14 protein-coding genes are annotated in these 16,685 nt (G+C 70.1%); 11 read left to right on the plus strand and 3 right to left on the minus strand.

Translation table 11 applies throughout. The annotated features are described in order from the left end of the window. Positions 1 to 13 precede the first annotated feature (13 nt). Genes HMPREF2581_RS20620 through HMPREF2581_RS20635 form a run of 4 tightly spaced genes read left to right on the plus strand, consistent with a single transcriptional unit; the run spans position 14 to position 5,103 of the window. Entirely contained in the window at positions 14 to 1,126 is a 1,113-nt protein-coding gene (locus HMPREF2581_RS20620; RefSeq protein ID WP_003089446.1) for an ABC transporter ATP-binding protein, read from the plus strand. Positions 1,127 to 1,148: 22 nt separating this feature from the next. Then, the gene (locus HMPREF2581_RS20625) at positions 1,149 to 2,624 is read left to right on the plus strand and encodes a mannitol dehydrogenase family protein (protein ID WP_070867375.1); all 1,476 of its coding nucleotides are present in this window, start codon (positions 1,149 to 1,151) and stop codon (positions 2,622 to 2,624) included. After that, a complete protein-coding gene (gene xylB / locus HMPREF2581_RS20630) occupies positions 2,621 to 4,129 on the plus strand; it encodes a xylulokinase (RefSeq protein WP_003139351.1) in 1,509 nt (502 codons plus the stop codon). The genes HMPREF2581_RS20625 and xylB overlap by 4 nt, the downstream gene beginning before the upstream one ends. A gap of 41 nt (positions 4,130 to 4,170) precedes the next feature. Beyond that, complete coding sequence (locus tag HMPREF2581_RS20635; protein ID WP_003139348.1) at positions 4,171 to 5,103, plus strand: carbohydrate kinase family protein; 933 nt, start codon at positions 4,171 to 4,173, stop codon at positions 5,101 to 5,103. A 30-nt stretch (positions 5,104 to 5,133) separates the two neighbouring features. Here HMPREF2581_RS20635 and HMPREF2581_RS20640 read toward each other — a convergent pair whose 3' ends face one another. Next, positions 5,134 to 6,369 carry an NAD(P)/FAD-dependent oxidoreductase gene (locus tag HMPREF2581_RS20640; protein WP_003139346.1) on the minus strand — a complete coding sequence of 412 codons (1,236 nt, stop codon included), beginning with the start codon at positions 6,367 to 6,369 and terminating at the stop codon, positions 5,134 to 5,136. Between the two features lie 418 nt (positions 6,370 to 6,787). On the opposite strand from HMPREF2581_RS20640, the gene HMPREF2581_RS20645 reads away from it, so the two are divergent. The 7 genes from HMPREF2581_RS20645 (at position 6,788) to HMPREF2581_RS20675 (ending at position 14,531) form a co-directional block, all read left to right on the plus strand. Further along, positions 6,788 to 8,023, plus strand: coding sequence for an SfnB family sulfur acquisition oxidoreductase (locus HMPREF2581_RS20645; protein ID WP_003106870.1), 1,236 nt, complete (start codon positions 6,788 to 6,790; stop codon positions 8,021 to 8,023). A gap of 10 nt (positions 8,024 to 8,033) precedes the next feature. After that, a complete protein-coding gene (locus tag HMPREF2581_RS20650) occupies positions 8,034 to 9,251 on the plus strand; it encodes an SfnB family sulfur acquisition oxidoreductase (RefSeq protein ID WP_003089457.1) in 1,218 nt (405 codons plus the stop codon). Positions 9,252 to 9,268: 17 nt separating this feature from the next. Beyond that, positions 9,269 to 10,657, plus strand: coding sequence for an LLM class flavin-dependent oxidoreductase (locus HMPREF2581_RS20655; protein ID WP_003089459.1), 1,389 nt, complete (start codon positions 9,269 to 9,271; stop codon positions 10,655 to 10,657). Between the two features lie 31 nt (positions 10,658 to 10,688). Beyond that, positions 10,689 to 11,483, plus strand: a complete 795-nt coding sequence (locus HMPREF2581_RS20660; RefSeq protein WP_003139343.1) for a MetQ/NlpA family ABC transporter substrate-binding protein — start codon at positions 10,689 to 10,691, stop codon at positions 11,481 to 11,483. Then, positions 11,480 to 12,589 carry a methionine ABC transporter ATP-binding protein gene (locus HMPREF2581_RS20665; RefSeq protein ID WP_003139341.1) on the plus strand — a complete coding sequence of 370 codons (1,110 nt, stop codon included), beginning with the start codon at positions 11,480 to 11,482 and terminating at the stop codon, positions 12,587 to 12,589. Before HMPREF2581_RS20660 ends, HMPREF2581_RS20665 begins: the two co-directional genes overlap by 4 nt. Further along, positions 12,573 to 13,226 carry a methionine ABC transporter permease gene (locus tag HMPREF2581_RS20670; protein ID WP_003111646.1) on the plus strand — a complete coding sequence of 218 codons (654 nt, stop codon included), beginning with the start codon at positions 12,573 to 12,575 and terminating at the stop codon, positions 13,224 to 13,226. The genes HMPREF2581_RS20665 and HMPREF2581_RS20670 overlap by 17 nt, the downstream gene beginning before the upstream one ends. 177 nt (positions 13,227 to 13,403) lie before the next feature. Continuing rightward, positions 13,404 to 14,531 carry a glycerophosphodiester phosphodiesterase gene (locus HMPREF2581_RS20675; protein WP_003139338.1) on the plus strand — a complete coding sequence of 376 codons (1,128 nt, stop codon included), beginning with the start codon at positions 13,404 to 13,406 and terminating at the stop codon, positions 14,529 to 14,531. Positions 14,532 to 14,596: 65 nt separating this feature from the next. On the opposite strand, the gene zapE is transcribed toward HMPREF2581_RS20675, so the two are convergent. Together zapE and HMPREF2581_RS20685 are read right to left on the minus strand one after the other, a co-directional pair. Next, positions 14,597 to 15,751, minus strand: a complete 1,155-nt coding sequence (zapE, locus tag HMPREF2581_RS20680; protein WP_003139336.1) for a cell division protein ZapE — start codon at positions 15,749 to 15,751, stop codon at positions 14,597 to 14,599. Positions 15,752 to 15,922: 171 nt separating this feature from the next. Then, a partial coding sequence (locus tag HMPREF2581_RS20685) for a sigma 54-interacting transcriptional regulator (protein WP_070867376.1) occupies positions 15,923 to 16,685 on the minus strand: 763 nt, incomplete at its 5' end.

Here is a 16,685-nt window from a genome sequence, read left to right on the forward strand (position 1 = left end):
GAGGTATTCCGCCATGGCTGATCTCAAGATCCGCAACCTGCAGAAAGGCTTCGACGGCCAGGCCATCATCAAGGGCATCGACCTCGACGTCCGCGACCGCGAGTTCGTGGTCTTCGTCGGCCCCTCCGGCTGCGGCAAGTCGACCCTGCTGCGCCTGATCGCCGGCCTCGAAGAGGCCAGCGGCGGCAGCATCGCCCTCGACGGCACGGACATCACCGACACCCCGCCGGCGAAACGCGACCTGGCGATGGTCTTCCAGACCTACGCGCTGTACCCGCACATGACGGTGCGCAGGAACCTCTCCTTCGCCCTCGACCTGGCCGGCGTCGACAAGCGCGAGGTCGCCGCCAAGGTCGACGCCGCCGCACGCATCCTCGAACTGCAAGCGCTGCTGGAGCGCAAGCCGCGCCAGCTCTCCGGCGGCCAGCGGCAGCGAGTGGCGATCGGCCGGGCGATCGTGCGCAACCCGAAGATATTCCTCTTCGACGAACCGCTGTCCAACCTCGACGCCGCCCTGCGCGTGCAGATGCGCCTGGAACTGGCGCGGCTGCACCAGGAACTGGCGGCGACCATGATCTACGTGACCCACGACCAGGTCGAGGCGATGACCCTGGCGGACAAGGTCGTGGTGCTCAACGGCGGACGCGTCGAGCAGGTCGGCTCGCCGCTGGAGCTTTACCACCATCCGGCCAACCTGTTCGTCGCCGGCTTCCTCGGCACGCCGAAGATGGGCTTCCTGCGCGGCCATCTCAGCCGCAATCAGGGCGAGCGCTGCGAGGTCGCCCTCGAATGCGGCGCGCGCGTCGGCCTGCCGCTATGCGCCGGCGAGCTGGCCACCGGCAGCCCGGTGACCCTCGGTATCCGCCCGGAACACCTGAACATCGCCCGCCCGGGCCATGCCTTCCAGGGCCTGCTGCGGGTCGCCGCCGACGTCAGCGAGCGCCTGGGCAGCGACAGCTTCTGCCATGTCCGCGCCGACTCGGGGGAAATGCTCACCCTGCGCGTGCGCGGCGATTTCGCACCGGACTACGGCGCCCCCCTGGAGCTGGGCTTCGATCCGGCGCACTGCCATCTGTTCGACAGCAACGGCCAGGCCCTCGACAAACGACTGCAACAGGCGGCCTGAAGCCGCCAGCGGGAACCCACCGATGAAACTCAACCGGCAGCACCTCCCCCTGCTGGCGACCGCTGTCGCCCGCCCGTCCTACGACCCCGCGCAACTGCGCCAGGGCATCGTCCACATCGGCGTCGGCGGCTTCCACCGCGCGCACCAGGCGGCCTACACCGACGCCCTGATGAACCGCGGCGAAGCCCTCGACTGGGCGATCTGCGGCGCCGGCCTGCGCAGCGACGACCGCGCCATGCGCGACGCCCTGGCCGCCCAGGACTACCTCTACACCCTCTACGAGCTGGGCGACCAACCGGACACCGAGGTTCGCGTGATCGGCGCCATCAGCGGCATGCTGCTCGCCGAGGACGGCGCCGAGGCGCTGCTGGAAAAGCTTGCCGAGCCGGCCATCCGCATCGTCTCGCTGACCATCACCGAAGGCGGCTACTGCATCGACGATGGCAGCGGCGAGTTCCTCGCCGAGTTGCCGCTGGTGCGCCACGACCTGGCCAACCCGCGGACCCCGCGCGGGGTCTTCGGCTTTCTCTGCGAGGCTCTGCGGCGGCGCCGCGACACAGGCGTGCCGGCGTTCACCGTGATGTCCTGCGACAACCTCCCGCACAACGGCGAGGTGGCGCGCAAGGCGCTGCTGGCCTTCGCCGAACGGCTCGACCCGGGGCTGGCGCGCTGGATCGCGACGCACGTCAGCTTTCCCAACGCCATGGTCGACCGCATCACCCCGATGACCAGCCCCGCCCACCGCCGCCAACTGGCCCAACGGCACGGCGTGGAAGACGCCTGGCCGGTGGTCTGCGAACCCTTCGTGCAATGGGTGCTGGAAGATCATTTCAGCGCTGGGCGCCCGGCCTGGGAAAAGGTCGGCGTGCAGTTCACCGACGACGTCACGCCCTACGAGGAGATGAAGATCGGCCTGCTCAACGGCAGCCACCTGGCGCTCACCTACCTGGGCTTCCTGCGCGGCTACCGCTTCGTCCACGAGACCCTCGGCGACCCGCTGCTGCGCCGCTACGTGCGGACCTTCATGGACCGCGACGCGGCCCCACTGCTGGCGCCGGTACCGGGGATCGACCTGGAGCGCTACAAGGACAGCCTGGTCGAGCGCTTCGCCAACCGCGCCATCGCCGACCAACTGGAACGGGTCTGCTCGGACGGCTCGTCGAAGTTTCCCAAGTTCATCGTCCCCACCGCCAATCGGCTGATCGCCGCCGGCCGCCCACTGGAACGGGTGGCCCTGGTGGTGGCGGCCTGGGCGCTGTACCTGGGCGGGGTCGACGAGCATGGCGAGCACTACCCGATTCCCGATCCGCGCGCCGCCGAATGCCAGGCGCTGGTTGCCGAACGCCACGGCCTGGGCCGGCGCCTGCTCGGCGTGGAGACCGTGTTCGGCCCGGCGATCCCGGCCTCGGCGGCCTTCGTCGAGGCCTTCGAGCGCCTCTACGACAGCCTGCGCCGACACGGCGTCAGCGAAACCCTGCGCCAGGTACTCGGCGAATGACTCCGGAGGGCCGCATGCACGGATTGTTCCTCGGCATCGATTGCGGCACCCAAGGCAGCAAGGCGCTGCTGCTCGACGCCGGCAGCGGCCGCACGCTGGGCCTGGGCAGCGCCGCGCAGCGCCCGCCGGAAGGCCGCGACGGACGCCGCGAGCAGGACCCGGCGGACTGGCTGGAAGCCATGGCCAGCGCGGTACGCATGGCCCTGGAAGAAGCCGCGGTGGACGGCCGCGAGGTCCGCGCCCTGGCGGTTTCCGCCCAGCAGCATGGGCTGCTCCTGCTCGACGCCGAGGGCCGGGCGCTGCGCCCGGCCAAGCTCTGGTGCGACACCGAGAGCGCGGCGGAGAACCGCGAGCTGCTGGAAGCCCTCGGCGGCCCGGCCGGCTCGCTGGAACGCCTGGGGCTGGTGCTCGCGCCGGGCTACACGCTGTCCAAGCTGCTCTGGAGCAAGCGACGCTTTCCCGAGCTGTTCGCCCGCGTCGCGCATATCCTCCTGCCCCACGACTACCTCAACCACTGGCTCACCGGCCGCGTCTGCAGCGAAGCGGGCGACGCCTCCGGTAGCGGCTACTTCGACGTGCGCCGGCGCACCTGGGCCAGCGACGTGCTGGAGCTGGTCGAGCCGGGCGGACGCCTGGCGGCAGCGCTGCCGGAGCTGATCGAGCCCGGCGCCTGCATCGGCAACCTGCGCCCCGAAGCGGCCGCCGCCCTCGGCCTGGCTCCCCACACGCGGGTCGCCGGCGGCGGCGGCGACAACATGCTCGCCGCCATCGGCACCGGCAACATCCGCCCCGGCCTGCTCACCGCCAGCCTGGGCACCTCCGGCACCCTGAGCGCCTATGCCGAGCGGCCGCTGGTCAGTCCGCACGGCGAGCTGGCGACCTTCTGCGCCTCGTCCGGCGGCTGGCTGCCGCTGGCCTGCACGATGAACCTCACCGGTGCCTGCGGCCTGGTACAGGACCTGCTGCACCTCGACCTCGACGAATTCTCCCGGCTGGCCGCCCAGGCGCCGGTCGGCGCCGAGGGTCTGCTGATGCTGCCGTTCTTCGACGGCGAGCGGGTTCCGGCGCTACCGCATGCCAGCGCCAGCCTGCATGGCATGACCGCGGCCAACCTGAGCCGCGCCAATCTTTGCCGGGCGGTGCTCGAAGGCACCGCCTTCGGCCTGCGCTACGGCCTCGACCTGCTGCGCGCCAGCGGCCTGCCGGGCGAGGAAATCCGCCTGGTCGGCGGCGCGGCGAAGAACCCGCTGTGGCGGCGGACGCTCGCCGACCTGCTCGGCCTGCCGCTGGTCTGTCCACGGCAGACCGAGGCCGCCGCCCTTGGCGCGGCGCTCCAGGCGGCCTGGAGCCTGGGCCGCGAAAGCGGCGCCGGTGAAAGCCTGGAAGCCCTGTGCCAGCGCTGCGTGGCGCTCGACGAGGCGACCCGCACCCAGCCCCAGGCGCGACGACAGGCAGCCTACGAACAGGCCTACCGGCGTTACCTGGAGCACCTGCCTCCGCGATAATGGCCGGCTTTCCTTCCTCTTCTGGCGTTTTGGAGATCTGCATGTACCTGGTGTGTGGCGAGGCCCTTTTCGATGTCTTCAGCCTGGAAAGCGCTGCGCGCAGCAACGAGCTGGGCTTCACCGCGATCGCCGGCGGCTCGCCGTTCAACGTCGCCGTCGGCCTGCGCCGGCTGGGCGTGGAGGCGGCGCTGTTCGGCGGGCTGTCCAGCGACTACCTGGGCGCGCGGCTGCGCCGGGTGCTCGAAGAAGAAGGCGTGGACTGCGGCTTCCTGGTGCCCAGCGACGCCCCGACCACCCTGGCGATGGTCGGCCTCGACGCCAGCGGCTCGGCACAATACCAGTTCCGCGGCGAGGGCTGCGCCGACCGCCAGGTGCGCCTGGAACACCTGCCGACGCTGGATGGGCGGATACGCGGGCTGCACGTCGGCTCCTACACCCTGGTGGTGACGCCGGTGGCCGACACCCTGCTGGCGCTGGTCCGGCGCGAGAGCGGCCGGCGCCTGGTCAGCCTGGATCCCAACGTGCGCCTCGACCCGCAGCCGGACATCGACCTCTGGCGGCGCCGGGTCGAGGCCTTCGCCAGTCATGCGCACCTGATCAAAGCCAGCGAGGAAGACCTGGCCCTGCTCTACCCCGACCGCGATCCCGGCGAGGTGGCCCGCGGCTGGCTGAACCCGCGCTGCCGGCTGGTCTTCGTCACCCACGGCGGCGCCGGCGCCAGCGTGCACTGCACCCACGGCAGCTGGAGTCGCCCGGCGGATACCGCCCTGGCGCTGCGCGATACGGTCGGCGCCGGCGATACCTTCCAGGCGGCGACCCTCGCCTACCTCCGCCGCCTCGACGCCGACAGCCCGGCCGGGCTAGCCGCGCTGTCGCGGGAAGCGATCGACGCGATGCTCGCCTTCGCCATCCGCGCGGCGGCGGTCACCTGCTCGCGGGTGGGGCCGGACCTGCCGTTCGCCCACGAGCTTTGAGGCCGGTCAGGCCGAGGGCTGCCGCCCGGTCTAGCGCCCCGGCCGCGCCAGCCACTCCCGGCCCTTGAGCATGGCGTTCCAGTACACCCAGGGCAGTACGTGGCGCTTGAGCAGCCAGGCGAAGCGGCTGGCCGCGGTGGGCTCCAGCGGGAAGGTCGGCAGCAGCTTGCCGGCGTAGCCGAACTCCGCCAGCACCACCCGGCCGCGCTCGACGGTCAGCGGGCAACCGCCGTAACCGTCGTAGCGCAGCGGCAGGCCACGGCCGCTGCGCAGGCCGAGAAGGTTCTCGGCCACCACCACGATCTGCTTGCGCGCCGCCGCCGCGGTCTTCGCGTTGGCGGTGCCGCAGACATCGCCGAGGGCGAAGATCTCGCCATGGCGGACATGTTGCAGGGTCGCCGGGTCGACTTCGCACCAGCCGGCCGCGTCGCCCAGGCCGCTGGCGGCGACGAAGGTCGGCGGCAGTTGCGGCGGCACCACGTGCAGCAGGTCGAAGTCCTTTTCCGCCAGATTGCTGTTGCCGTCGGCGTCCTTCACCTCGAACCAGGCCTTGCGCGCCGCGCCGTCGACCTTCACCAGGTTGGAATTGAACGCCAGCTCGGCCGAATACTTGCGCACGTATTCCATCAGCGGCGGAACGAAATCGGCGACGCCGAACAACGCCGCGCCGGCCAGGTCGAACTCGACCTCGATGTCTTGCAGCACGCCCTCCCGCAGCCAGTGGTCGCAGGACAGGTACATGGCTTTCTGCGGCGCCCCGGCGCACTTGATCGGCATCGCCGGCTGGGTGAACAGCGCCTTGCCGCCACGCAGGCCGCGCACCAGCTCCCAGGTGTAGGGCGCCAGGTCGTAGCGGTAGTTGGAGGTGACGCCGTTGCGCCCGAGGGTCTCCTCCAGGCCCTCGATGCGCTCCCAGGCCAGGCGCAGGCCGGGGCAGACGATCAGGTTGCGGTATTCCAGGCTGCCGCCGCTCTCCAGCAGTAGCCGGCGCGCCTCGGGGTCGACCCGCTCGACACGGGTGCGCAGCCACTCCACGCCGGGCGGGACCAGCCCGGCCATCGGCCGCGCGGTGTCGCCCTGGGCGTAGGCGCCGCCACCGACCAGGGTCCAGCCCGGTTGGTAGTAGTGGGTGTCCGCCGGCTCGATCAGGCTGATACGCAACCCCGGCGAACGTTTCAGCAGGCTGGCGATCACGCCGATGCCGGCCGCGCCGCCGCCGATCACGGCGATGTCGGTGGTGAGTTCTGAAGCGTTAGCGCTCTGCATGGGAGTTCCTTCGACGATCCGAGTGGGTGGGCGCGCGCCAGGCCGCCGCGCGCGAAACCCTATCACCCTAGCAGCACGGCGCCGGCGCGCGGCATCCGGCTGTAATCCGCCGGTAACTGTTGCCCTGGCAACAGCGGAGCAACAGGCAGCGCCCGCGGACCAGCAAAAACTGTTGGAACAAACCGCCAACTCTTTGATTTTTCTATTGATTAGCAAACGGCACGGCTTGTGCAAACAGACCTGGCAGAGGCTTGGCGATCGCGCCAGCCACCTATCCGAACTGCCAGAGGTGCCCAGCGAGCATGTCGTTACCGCCTGTTTCCCCTCCCTCCTCCAGGCGTTCCACCCGCACCACCGAACCCGCGAGCCGCGCCACACCGATGCCGCTGGCGGAACCACCACGCTGCAAGGCTGAACCATGACCGACGAAACCGCACCCAAGGATCTTCGTGATCAGGCGCCCCGGCTACTCCCGGCACGCCTCATCGAGAACGACGCCCAGGCGTTGCAGGCCGCCCACGAGGTAGCCGGACTGGCCCGTCGCGAAGCGGCGCTACGCGACCGCGAACGACGCCTGCCCTGGCAGGAACTGGAACTCTTCACCCGCCTCGGCCTGGGCGGCATCGGCATTCCCCGCGCCCATGGCGGCGCGCAGGTTTCCCACGTGACCCTGGCCGAGGTGTTCCGCGTCATCTGTGCCGCCGACCCGGCCCTCGGACAGATTCCGCAGAACCAGTTCGGCCTGCTCAGCGTGATCGACAACGTCGCCAGCCCGGCGCAGAAACGCAAGCTGTTCCGTGGCATCCTCGACGGCCGCCGGCTGGCCAACGCCGGCCCGGAGCGCAATACCCGCCATACCCTTGAGCTGAAGGCGCGGGTCCGTCGCGACGGCGACGGCTACCGGGTCAGCGGCGAGAAGTTCTACTCCACCGGCGCCTTGTTCGCCCACTGGGTGGCGGTCAAGGCCATCGACGAGGAAGAGCGCGCGGTGATGCTCTTCGTCGAGCGCGGCGCTCCCGGCCTGCGCATCGTCGACGACTGGTCCGGCTTCGGCCAGCGCACCACCGCCAGCGGCACGGTACTGCTGGACGAGGTTCCGGTAGCCGGCGACATGCTGATCCACAACGGCCTGCTGGCCGAGATCCCGAGCCTCCAGGGCGCCGTCTCGCAACTGATCCAGGCCGCCATCGACGCCGGCATCGCCCAGGCGGCGCTGGACGACGCCCAGGCGTTCGTCCGCGAACGCAGCCGGCCCTGGATCGACGCCCAGGTCGAACGCGCCAGCGACGAGCTTTACAGCATCGCCGAGGTCGGCCGCCTGCAAATCGAGCTGCACGCCGCCAACGCCCTGCTGGAGAAGGCCGGCCAGGTCCTCGACGAAGTGGCCGCGCGGCCGGTGGACGCCGAGTCGGCGGCACGCGCCTCGATCGCCGTGGCCGAGGCCAAGGTGCTGAGCACCGAGATCAGCCTGGCCGCCAGCGAGAAGCTCTTCGAGCTGGCCGGCAGCCGCGCCACGCTCGCCGAGTTCAACCTCGACCGGCACTGGCGCAACGCCCGCACCCACACCCTGCACGACCCGGTACGCTGGAAGGTCCACGCGGTCGGCGACTACTACCTGAACGGCGCCCGTCCGGCGCGTCACTCATGGATCTGAGGAGCGCCCGATGAGCCTCGCACACGCTACGCGCGACAATCCCACGGCCGCTGCCCATCGCATCGGCAGCGACGACGAAGCCCTGGAAACGGCCCGCGAGCTGGCCGCCCTGTTCGCCCGCGAAAGCATCCAGCGCGACCGCGAGCGGCGCCTGCCGCTGGAAGAACTGGAACTGTTCTCCCGCTCCGGCCTGTGGGGCATCGCGGTGCCCCGCGAATACGGCGGGGCCGGCGTCTCGCGGGTGACCCTGGCGAAGGTGGTGGCGATCGTCAGCGCCGCCGACAGTTCCCTGGGGCAGATTCCGCAGAACCATTTCTACGCCCTCGAAGTGCTGCGGGTGAACGGCTCGCCGGCGCAGAAAGGTCGCCTGTTCGGCGCCGCCCTGGCCGGCGAGCGTTTCGGCAACGCCCTGGCCGAGATCGGCACGCGTACCGCCAGCGAGCGCCGCACCCGCCTGCGCGCCGACGGCGACGGCTACCGCCTGGACGGGCGCAAGTTCTACTGCACCGGCGCACTCTACGCGCAGCGGGTGCCGACCCTGGCGGTGGACGACGAGGGCCGCCAGCAACTGGCCTTCGTCCCGCGCGACAGCGCCGGGCTGGAAATCGTCGACGACTGGTCCGGCTTCGGTCAACGCACCACCGGCAGCGGTTCGGCGCTGTTCGACCGGGTAGCGGTGGCCGCCGAGGACGTGGTCTCGTTCCAGGACGCCTTCGAGCGCCCGACCACCGTCGGCCCGCTGGCGCAGATCCTCCACGCGGCGATCGACGCCGGGATCGCCCGCGGCGCCTTCGAGGACACCCTGCGTTTCGTCCGCGAGCGCGCCCGGCCCTGGGTCGACTCCGGCGTCGACAAGGCCAGCGACGACCCACTGACCATCCACGAGATCGGCCGCCTGGCGATCCGCCTGCACGCCGCCGAAGCGCTGCTGGAGCGTGCCGGGCGGGTGCTCGACCGGGCCACCGCCGAGCCGGACGCGGAAAGCGTGGCGGCCGCCTCGATCGCCGTCGCCGAAGCCCGCGCGCTGACCACCGAGGTCGCCCTGTTGGCCGGCAGCAAGCTGATCGAGCTTGGCGGCAGCCGCGCCTGTCTCGCCGAACTCGGTCTCGACCGCCACTGGCGCAACGCCCGCGTACACACCCTGCACGACCCGGTGCGCTGGAAGTACCACGCGGTCGGCGACTACTACCTCAACGGCCGCCTGCCGCCACGCCGCGGCACGCTCTGAACGCCGAAGGAACCGCCATGAGCAAGAAGCAGATTCTCCTAAACGCCTTCAGCATGAATTGCGTCGGCCATATCAACCACGGCCTCTGGACCCACCCGCGCGACCGCTCCAGCGACTACCGCAAACTGCGCCACTGGACCGAGCTGGCCCGGCTGCTGGAGCGCGGCCTGTTCGACGGCCTGTTCATCGCCGATATCCTCGGCGTCTACGACGTCTACCAGGGCGGCATCGAGGTGACCGCCCGCGAAGCCGTCCAGTTGCCGGTGAACGACCCGCTGATGCTGGTCTCGGCCATGGCCGGGGTCACCGAGCACCTGGGTTTCGGCGTCACCGCCAACCTCACCTACGAGGCGCCCTACCCGTTCGCCCGGCGGCTCTCGACCCTCGACCACCTGAGCGACGGGCGGATCGGCTGGAACATCGTCACCGGCTACCTGGAAAGCGCGGCCAAGGCCATGGGCCAGTCCGCGCAGATCGAGCACGACCGCCGCTACGACCGCGCCGACGAGTACCTGGAGGTCCTCTACAAGCTCTGGGAGGGCAGCTGGGAAGACGACGCGGTGCTCGCCGACCGCCAGCGACGGGTCTACGCGCGGCCGGAGAAGATCCACAAGATCCGCCACCATGGCGAGTTCTACCAGGTCGAGGGCTACCACCTCGCCGAGCCCTCTCCACAGCGCACCCCGGTGCTGTTCCAGGCCGGCTCCTCGGAGCGTGGCCTGGCCTTCGCCGCGCGCCACGCCGAATGCGTGTTCGTCTCCGGACAGACCCGCGAGGCCACCCGCCAACTGGTGCAGCGCATCCGCGCGGCGGTGGTCGGCGCCGGCCGTCGCGCCGAGGACATCAGGATCTTCATGGGTATCAACGTGATCGTCGCCGCCACCGCGGCCGAGGCCCGCGACAAGCATGCCGAGTACCGCCGCTACGCCAGCCCCGAGGCCGGCCTGGCGCACTTCGCCAGCTCCAGCGGCATCGACCTGTCGCGCTACGGGCTCGACGAACCGATCCGCTACGAGAAGAACAACGCCATCGAGTCGGTGGTGAAGAACCTCACCGTGGCGCGCACCGACTCCACCGTGCGCAAGCTCCTCGATCAGTTGGCCCTGGGCGGCCGCTACGTGACCCTGGTAGGCGACCCGCGCCAGGTCGCCGACGATCTCGAAGGCTGGATCGCCGATACCGGCCTGGACGGCTTCAACCTGACCCGCACCGTGGAGCCGGAGAGCTACGCCGACTTCATCGACCTGGTGGTGCCCGAGTTGCAGGCACGCGGCAGCTACAAGACCGCCTACGCCCCCGGCACCCTGCGGGAGAAGCTCTTCGGCGGCGGCCGCGCGCGCCTGCAGGCGGAACACGCCGGCGCCGCCTTCCGCCAGCCCCCAGCCGCGCACCAGCGCCAGGCCTGACCCCACTTTCCCTTTCGTTCAGGAGCCCACCATGCTGAACACCCTGAAAACCCTGAGCCTGGCCGTCCTCCTCGGCAGCGGCCCGGTCCAGGCCGCCGACGCCCCGCTGAAGATCGGCACCACCGCCGCCTTCGCCCCGCCGCTGGAAGTCGCCGTGAGCGAAGCCGGCAAGCAGGGACTGAAGGTCGAACTGGTCGAGTTCAGCGACTGGAACGCCCCCAACATCACCCTCGCCCAGGGCGACATCGACGCCAACTACTTCCAGCACGTGCCCTTCCTGGAAAACGCCAACCGCGAAGGCGGCTTCCAGTTGAAGCCGTTCGCGCCGGGGATCATCAACAACGTCGGGCTCTATTCGAAGCGCTACGCCAGCCTCGCAGAGTTGCCGGAAGGCGCCAGCGTGGCCATCGCCAACGACCCGATCAATGGCGGCCGCGGCCTGCAACTGCTACAGAAGGCCGGCCTGCTGAAGCTCAGGGACGGCGTCGGCTACAAGGCGACCCTCGACGATATCGTCGACAACCCGAAGGACATCCGCATCACCGAGCTGGAGGCGGTGCAACTGGCGCGCGCCCTCGACGATTTCGACCTGGCCCAGGGCTACCCGCACTACCTGCGCCTGGCCGGGACCATCGACCCGACCCGGGCGCTGCTGTTCGACGGGATCGACAACCGGGAATACGTGATCCAGTTCGTCACCCGCGGCGACTACCAGGACCGCGACGGCCGCCTGGCGCGCTTCGTCGACATCTACCAGCATTCGCCGGTGGTCCGCGCCGCGTTGGACAAGGCCCATGGCACGCTGTACCAGCCGGGCTGGGAGTGACGACCATGACCGTTCCCCCGAGCCTGCTACCCCTCGAACCGTTCCCGACGGCGCCCGACACGCGCGCCTCCACGCCGCACATCCGCCTCCACGGCCTGGGCAAGCGCTACCCCGGCGGGGTCCAGGCCCTGCGGGAGATCGACCTGGAAATCCGCCGCGGCGAAGTGTTCGGCATCATCGGCCGCAGCGGCGCCGGCAAGTCCTCGCTGATCCGCACCCTCAATCGCCTGGAGCGTCCCAGCGAGGGGCAGGTGCTGATCGACGGCGAGGACATCGGCGGCTACGACGGCCAGCGTCTGGTCGCCCTGCGCCGACGCATCGGCATGATCTTCCAGCACTTCAACCTGATGTCGGCCAAGACCGTGCGGCAGAACATCGCCCTGCCGCTGCGGGTGGCCGGGGTGCCCCGGGCACGGATCGAGGAGCGGGTCGCCGGGCTGCTGCAACTGGTCGGCCTGGAGGAAAAACGCGACGCCTATCCGGCGCAGCTCTCCGGCGGGCAGAAACAGCGCGTCGGCATCGCCCGCGCGCTGGTGCACCAGCCGCAGATCCTGCTCTGCGACGAAGCCACCTCGGCGCTGGACCCGGAGAGCACCCAGGCGATCCTCGCGCTGCTGCGCGACATCAACCGCCGGCTGGGCCTGACCATCGTCCTGATCACCCACGAGATGGCGGTCATCCGCGAGATCTGCGACCGCGTGGTGGTCCTCGAATGCGGCCGCATCGTCGAACAGGGCGAAGTCTGGGAAGTCTTCGGCGATCCGCGCCATGCCGTCACCCGAAGCCTGCTCGGCAGCCTGCGCGCCGCCCTCCCGGCCGACCTCCAGGCGCGCCTGCGCCAGGCTCCCGGCGGCGGCGACCCGGTGCTGCTCGATCTCCAGTACACCGGCGCCAGCCGACGGGTGCCGGACCTGCTGGCCATCGCCAGGGCCATCGGCCAGCGCGTCGACCTGCTCCACGGCGGCATAGAGCGGATCCAGGGCCGCGCCCTGGGGCGCCTGCTGCTACAGGTCGGCGCGCCGCCCGGCGAGCTTCCCGGCGTGCTGGCCAAGGCCGCGCTGGTGGCGGACAAGGTGGAGGTGCTCGGCCATGTCGCCCATGCTTGAACGGCTCTGGCAAGGTTTCCTCGATACGCTGCTGATGATCGGCGCGTCCTCCGCCATCGTCCTGCTGGTGGGTATCCCGCTGGCCCTGGTGCTGGTCACCACCGGGCCGGGCGGGATCTTCGAGGCGCGCCTGCTCAATCGCATCCTGGGCGGTCTGGTCAACGTGCTGCGCTCGGTACCCTTCCTGATCCTGATGGTGGCGCTGATTCCCTTTACCCGGATGATCGTCGGCACCAGCTATGGAGTCTGGGCCGCGGTGGTGCCGCTGACCATCGCCGCCACGCCGTTCTTCGCGCGGATCGCCGAGGTCAGCCTGCGCGAAGTCGACCACGGCCTGGTGGAGGCGGCCCAGGCGATGGGCTGCGAACGCCGCCACATCATCTGCAACGTACTGTTGCCGGAGGCGCGACCGGGCATCGTCGGCGGCTTCACCATCACCCTGGTGACCATGATCAATTCCTCGGCCATGGCCGGCGCGATCGGTGCCGGCGGCCTCGGCGACCTGGCCTACCGCTACGGCTACCAGCGCTTCGACACCCAGGTGATGCTCACCGTGATCATCGTCCTTGTGCTGCTGGTCACGTTGATCCAGTTCGGCGGCGACCGCCTGGCCCGCCTGCTGAACAAACGCCTGTAGAATCCGCCCTCCCGGCCTGGGAGGGCTGGCGCTTTACCGAGGGCGACAGGAACCAGCGTCGCCGCGACAGCGCATCTTTCCCCGCGCCGGACAGACCTGTATCTGTCGTCCTCCGGTCATCCGGCAACGCCAGACTGGTCGGCAATCCCGTGAAAAAGAAAGAAGGAAAGGCGCCTCATGCGGCAAAGATTCTGGCAAGGAACATTCAAGACCCTGGGCCTCCTCGGCCTGACGGCGGGGCTCGCCGCCCAGGCCGCGGAGCCGTCCGGCAAGGCCCTCAGCGCCGCCGCCGGCGTGCCCTGGCCGGCGGTCATCGCCCACCGCGGCGCCTCGTACGACGCCCCCGAGGAAACCGCCGCGGCCTACCTACTGGCCCGCGACCTCGGCGCCGACTACCTGGAAGCCGACGTGCAGCGCAGCCGCGACGGCGTACTGGTCGCCCTCCACGACGACACCCTGGAGCGCACCACCGACGTCGCCGAGGTCTTCCCGGGACGCGCCAAGGACCCGGTGAGCAGCTTCACTCTCGCCGAACTCAAGCGCCTGGACGCCGGCTCCTGGTTCAATCGCGCCTTCCCCGAGCGCGCCCGGCCCGGCTTCGTCGGCCTGCGCATCCTCACCCTCGACGAGATGCTCGACATCGCCGAGGGCGGCGCCAACAAGCCGGGCCTGTACCTGGAGACCAAGGTACCGGCGCAATTCCCCGGCATCGAAGACGACCTGCGCAAGCTGCTGGAACGCCGCGGCTGGCTGCAACCCCGCGAGCGCGCCGCCGCCGGGCATGTCGACGTGGCCCACGGCAATGGCCGGGTGATCCTGCAGACCTTCGAGAAGAGCAGCCTGGAACTGCTGCAAGAAAGCATGCCGCAAGTGCCGAAGATTCTCCTGCTGTGGCTCGGCGACGGTTACCTGGAAGCCCGTTCGCCAGTGACCTTCAAGGAATCCGGGGAAACCGACAAGGCGGCCTTCTACGCCAGGCAGGAAGTGAAGTCCGAAGCCGAGTTCGGCGCCTGGCTGGACTGGGCCAAGGCCCACGGCGCGCTGGGCACCGGGCCCTCGGCGACCCTCAGCGAACGCGGCGAACAGAGCTACGCCGACCTGGTGAAACCCTGGATGAACCGCATGACCCACGCGCGCGGGTTGTTCATCCATGCCTACTCGGTGGACTCGGAGGAAGACTTCAAGGCCCTAGGTGCGGCCGGCGTCGACGGTTTCTTCACCAACCGCACCTCGGAACTGCTGAAGTTCCAGGGCCGCCCGGCGGCGCAAGACATGGACGCGCTGCTGCGCCGGCACGGCTACTGAGCCTCGGCCTGGCCGGCGGATGAGCGCGGGCGGCCATCCGCAGTTCCCGCTTCGGCGGCGCGGCGCTAGCCGGCGCTGTCGCTGCCGAAGCGCGCCAACTGCATCTCGCGCAGCCGGCTGAGGGTGCGACGGAAGGCGAAGGCCAGGTAGCCCTCGGTATAAAGTGCCTCCAACGGTACCCTGGCCTCCAGGTAGAGCGGCACCTTGCGGTCGTAGCATTCGTCCACCAGGGCGATGAAGCGCCGCACGCCGTCGTCGTGCACCGACAACTGCGGCAATTCGCGATCCCCCGCCTCCACCAGTTGCGCGCCGTCCTCGGTGCCACGGGCTATGCGGCCTTCGCGCTGGCTGGCGCTCAGGCACGGCAGGTCGTCCATCAGGATCGCCCGGTAGCGGTCGCAAAGGCCGATGAAGTCCAGCGCCGACAGCGGTACCTCGCAGAGCTGCGCATAGCTGCACCAGAGCACCGACTCGCTGTGCCGGCGCACCGCCAGCGGGCGGTGCCCCAGCTCGATGGGCTGCGCGGACACCACTTCGCCGGCGCTCAGGCGCGCGAAGAGTTCGGCGAAACCGCCCGCCTGCCCCGCCTCCACCACCCAGTAGCGTTGCTCGGCCCGGCCGGGATGCAGGCGGTGGTCCTGGTCGCCATCCACCGCGACCACCGTCATGTGCCGCTGGATCGCCTCGATCGCCGGGAGGAAGCGTTCGCGGTTGAAGCCGTCGGCGTACAACTGCTCCGGCGGCTGATTGGAAGTGGCGACCAGCACCACGCCCTCCTCGAACATGATGCGCAGCAGGCTGCCGAGCAGGATGGCGTCGCCGATATCGCTGACGAACAGCTCGTCGAAGCACAGCACCCGCACGTCCCGCGCCAACTCGCGGGCCAGGGCGCGCAACGGGTCGGCTGTACCGGTCAGTTCGAACTGGCGCTGGTGCACCCATTGCATGAAGTGGTGGAAGTGCTGGCGCCGCGCGGGCACGCGCAGGCACTGGTAGAAGTGATCCATCAGCCAGGTCTTGCCGCGTCCTACCGGTCCCCACAGGTAGACGCCCTGGATCGCGCCGTGGCGGTGCGGCTCGTGCAGGGCCTGGAAACAACGCTCCAGCGCCTCGGCGGCGCGCCGCTGCGCCTCGTCGGGAGCGAAACCGCGCTGTTCCACGGCCTGACGATAGGCGGCGAGCGGCGACATGGCCGGCAGATCGGGAGAGGTATCGGGCATCGGGCAGTTCCACCTGGCGCAGAGCGCGGAGCCAGACGCTCCGCAAAGCGCCGAGTCTACTGCGCCCGGCTGGGTTTGGGCGAATGCCGCAGCGCCGGCACGGCGGATAGTCGCGGGAGGTTGGCCGAATAACCGCTTGCGCTTATCCGCCGCGATCCCGAGCGCCTGAACTCAGATCGACAACCGCACCGCCCGCTCGCCATCGATCCGCTGGCCACCGCGCTTGTTCACCACCAGCTCGCCGATGGCGATCAGCCGCGTGCGCGTGACGTTGCGGCTGAGTCCCAGCAGGTTGGCGGTATGCACCTGGTTGCCATGGCAGAAACGGTACGCCGCGCGCAGCAGGGCATCCTCGACCCGCCCATGGAGGTTCTCGCCCTGCTCTTCGAACAGCCGCTGGAAAGCCTGCTGCAACAAGTGCTCGGCGGCGCCGCTCGCCGGGACCCCGCGCGCCAGCTCCTCGCCACGCTCCAGGCGCAGGTTGGACAGGTGCAGGTCATCGGCGCGGATCAGCCCGTCGCGGCAGATCAGCAAGGTATGGTGGATGACGTTCTCCAGCTCGCGGATGTTCCCCGGCCAGGAATAGGCGCGCAACTTCTGCGCCGCCTCCGGGCTCAACTGGCTCTGGCCGTAGCCCAGGCGACGGCTGTACTCGGCGATGAAGTGGCGGGTCAGCGGCAGGATGTCGCCGGGTCGCTCGCGCAACGGCGACAGCTCCAGGCTGACGACATTGAGCCGGTAGTACAGGTCCTCGCGGAAGTGCCCGGCATTGATCGCCCGCTCCAGTTGCACGTTGGTCGCCGCCAGCACGCGCACGTCGATGGGGATGCTCTTGCGCGAACCCAGGCGCACCACCTCGCGCTCCTGCAACACACGCAGCAGCTTGACCTGGATCGGCATCGGCAGGTCGCCGATCTCGTCGAGGAACAGGGTG

It is taken from the genome of Pseudomonas sp. HMSC057H01 (genome assembly GCF_001836405.1).
GTDB classification, from domain to species: domain Bacteria; phylum Pseudomonadota; class Gammaproteobacteria; order Pseudomonadales; family Pseudomonadaceae; genus Pseudomonas; species Pseudomonas aeruginosa.

Excerpts from the sequence above, each read along its gene's own strand:
- HMPREF2581_RS20620 (WP_003089446.1), top strand. The coding sequence starts at position 14 with ATGGCTGATCTCAAGATCCGCAACCTGCAGAAAGGCTTCGACGGCCAG.
- HMPREF2581_RS20625 (WP_070867375.1), top strand. The coding sequence starts at position 1,149 with ATGAAACTCAACCGGCAGCACCTCCCCCTGCTGGCGACCGCTGTCGCC.
- xylB (WP_003139351.1), top strand. The coding sequence starts at position 2,621 with ATGACTCCGGAGGGCCGCATGCACGGATTGTTCCTCGGCATCGATTGC.
- HMPREF2581_RS20635 (WP_003139348.1), top strand. The coding sequence starts at position 4,171 with ATGTACCTGGTGTGTGGCGAGGCCCTTTTCGATGTCTTCAGCCTGGAA.
- HMPREF2581_RS20640 (WP_003139346.1), bottom strand. The coding sequence starts at position 6,369 with ATGCAGAGCGCTAACGCTTCAGAACTCACCACCGACATCGCCGTGATC.
- HMPREF2581_RS20645 (WP_003106870.1), top strand. The coding sequence starts at position 6,788 with ATGACCGACGAAACCGCACCCAAGGATCTTCGTGATCAGGCGCCCCGG.
- HMPREF2581_RS20650 (WP_003089457.1), top strand. The coding sequence starts at position 8,034 with ATGAGCCTCGCACACGCTACGCGCGACAATCCCACGGCCGCTGCCCAT.
- HMPREF2581_RS20655 (WP_003089459.1), top strand. The coding sequence starts at position 9,269 with ATGAGCAAGAAGCAGATTCTCCTAAACGCCTTCAGCATGAATTGCGTC.
- HMPREF2581_RS20660 (WP_003139343.1), top strand. The coding sequence starts at position 10,689 with ATGCTGAACACCCTGAAAACCCTGAGCCTGGCCGTCCTCCTCGGCAGC.
- HMPREF2581_RS20670 (WP_003111646.1), top strand. The coding sequence starts at position 12,573 with ATGTCGCCCATGCTTGAACGGCTCTGGCAAGGTTTCCTCGATACGCTG.
- HMPREF2581_RS20675 (WP_003139338.1), top strand. The coding sequence starts at position 13,404 with ATGCGGCAAAGATTCTGGCAAGGAACATTCAAGACCCTGGGCCTCCTC.
- zapE (WP_003139336.1), bottom strand. The coding sequence starts at position 15,751 with ATGCCCGATACCTCTCCCGATCTGCCGGCCATGTCGCCGCTCGCCGCC.